This is a genomic window from Leclercia sp. EC_58 (genome assembly GCF_019584355.1).
Lineage (GTDB): Bacteria > Pseudomonadota > Gammaproteobacteria > Enterobacterales > Enterobacteriaceae > Enterobacter.
In genome coordinates this window covers 1-2,067 of record NZ_VDAM01000002.1, presented here as the reverse complement: position 1 = coordinate 2,067, position 2,067 = coordinate 1, and the positions used below count along the sequence as shown (strand labels likewise).

General features: G+C 46.8%; 3 protein-coding genes. 1 reads left to right on the top strand and 2 read right to left on the bottom strand.

Annotated elements, in window-relative coordinates:
- Nucleotides 1-150: 150 nt before the first annotated feature.
- The gene (locus tag FHC51_RS22375) at nt 151-540 is read left to right on the top strand and encodes a TonB family protein (RefSeq protein WP_220436750.1); all 390 of its coding nucleotides are present in this window, start codon (nt 151-153) and stop codon (nt 538-540) included.
- A 480-nt stretch (nt 541-1,020) separates the two neighbouring features.
- Here the strand turns inward: FHC51_RS22375 and FHC51_RS22370 are convergent, their stop codons facing one another.
- Together FHC51_RS22370 and FHC51_RS22365 are read right to left on the bottom strand one after the other, a co-directional pair.
- Nucleotides 1,021-1,440: a type II toxin-antitoxin system HigA family antitoxin gene (locus FHC51_RS22370; RefSeq protein ID WP_220436749.1), complete on the bottom strand. Its 420-nt coding sequence runs from the start codon at nt 1,438-1,440 to the stop codon at nt 1,021-1,023.
- Nucleotides 1,437-1,748 carry a type II toxin-antitoxin system HigB family toxin gene (locus FHC51_RS22365; protein ID WP_045898923.1) on the bottom strand — a complete coding sequence of 104 codons (312 nt, stop codon included), beginning with the start codon at nt 1,746-1,748 and terminating at the stop codon, nt 1,437-1,439. Before FHC51_RS22365 ends, FHC51_RS22370 begins: the two co-directional genes overlap by 4 nt.
- Nucleotides 1,749-2,067: the final 319 nt, after the last annotated feature.

The window sequence follows — 2,067 nt, the reverse complement described above, 5'->3', positions numbered from 1 at the left end:
TTAGTGCTGAATTCACTATCGGCGAAGGTGAGTTGATGGCTCATGATGTCCCTCTGGGATGCGCTCCGGATGAATATGATGATCTCATATCAGGAACTTGTTCGCACCTTCCCTAGGGCGCTTCTGGTGGTTACTTTATCAAGGGAGAGAATGAAACGTTTAATAATGGCTATAACGCTGGCTATGCTGGCAACTGGATGTGTTCACAAGCAAACACAGTCGGGTCAGCAACATGCGCTAGGAGACATAAAAGTAGGTAAATCCGCCACTAGGAACCAGCCCTATTATCCTGCAAAAGCACAGGCTGGCCGGATTGAGGGGGTTGTAAGGGCTTCATACACTGTGAATACAAAAGGGTGTGCGGAAAACATCAAAATCGTAGCAGCGCAGCCAGCCGATGTGTTTGAGAAAGAAACGATGCATGCAATGAATAAGTGGTGTGGAATGGAACCCACTTCATTGCCAAAAATTATCACTATCACATTCCGGCTGAACGGCGGCGCAAGAATGGAAGAAGTTCCGCTGACGTTCGATAAATAAGTAAGTGAGCTTGAATCTGAGATTTAAGACTGTATACCCAATATTGCGTCTTACGGCAGTAAAACCTGTAGCTAAAATACTTGTGCTTAAGTTTTCCTGATCACCCATACAGCGAATCTGAGTGGGTGACAGCACGATAATATTAATGATTCGTCAATCAACTGAGGGAGTAAGTGTGAACTTCAGCTCTTCGCTCAAAGCTGCCTGTCAATTTTTCATTGCTTAAAAAACAGGCTTAACGTGGGATAATTTCTGTTTTCCAAGCGGACCCCAGTTGACTAAAGCCAGAAAATTATCTGATAACCAGAAGAAGCGTGCCGCCAAGAAAGAGGCAGCGTTACAGAAAGAGGAAGAGAAAAACAAGGGACTGGAGCAGTTGGCTGATCAGTTCGCGTTGGAAAAGCAGCCGTTTATTGACGCTCTGGCGATTGCAGGAAAATCACCAGAGCAGCAGAGAAATGTTTATGGGCTACGTGACAGTCAAAGGAACCACTCTGGTTTGACACCAAAACGAGCAGACAGCGCCTTAATGTGCATGATTGTCAGTGACCGCTGGCCAGAGAGAATCTGGCTAACCAGCGATTTAGAGCCGATCTCCTCCTTAAGGTCAGAATAAGACAGCCTGTACTGGTCAATCAGGGTGCGCAGAAGGGCAACGCCGACCGGCATTTCAGCGATAGCCTTGTTGAATTCAGCGAAACGAGGGCTGTTATCCTCATAGTCAGCAATTTTACTCGCCAGGAAGTCAATAAGCGGGTTCTCGTCGTCGTTTTCGATCAGATAGTCCACCAACTCTATCGCTTCTTGGTAATCGCTCTCGGACGAACTGCCCCCCAGGAAGGGAACAGCAGCTACGAGTTGTTTGGTTGCTTCAATGGCTTTTGCAGTGTCGGTAATCATTCTTTGTTCTCCCTGTAATAGCGGGTCAACTTGTCGTAATCAGCGTGGGTGGCGATGTGCTTCACATAGAAGCGTTTATTCACGAAATTAATATAGGCGATAACCCTCAAGTTGTTGCCCCCTACATCCAATACCCACCACTTATTACGATACTTGAAATTGTCCAGGCTCGGTATCAGCGTTCGCATCTCAGCTGGAGAAGAAAAATCCGTCTCGCGGACTAAGCGGTACAGCGCCCGAACGGCTAACGAATCGTTGGGATATTGCTTTGCCGCTTCCTCAAAAGGCTCTTTTGAAATTACGTGCATCTTGCGGTCGTTCCATCCGTTTACATTATGTGAACATGATAGCACCGCCCATACCCGTTTACAATATGTGAACAATGGCGCTTTCCCCTACATAGCGGCTATGTCTTTTCCTGAGCGCAGAGAGCTGATTTACAGCGCCGGAAGTCTCGTCTTCATGCGAACCTCGACCGTTAGCAATGGATGACTGATAAGGAATCACTGTGATGAAGTGGTTTACTGAATTTGGCCACCTGAACAGAGGTGATATGCTCACCTCAGAACAACACAGGTGCCATAATGAAAAAAAGAAATTTCAGCGCAGAGTTTAAACGCGAATCCG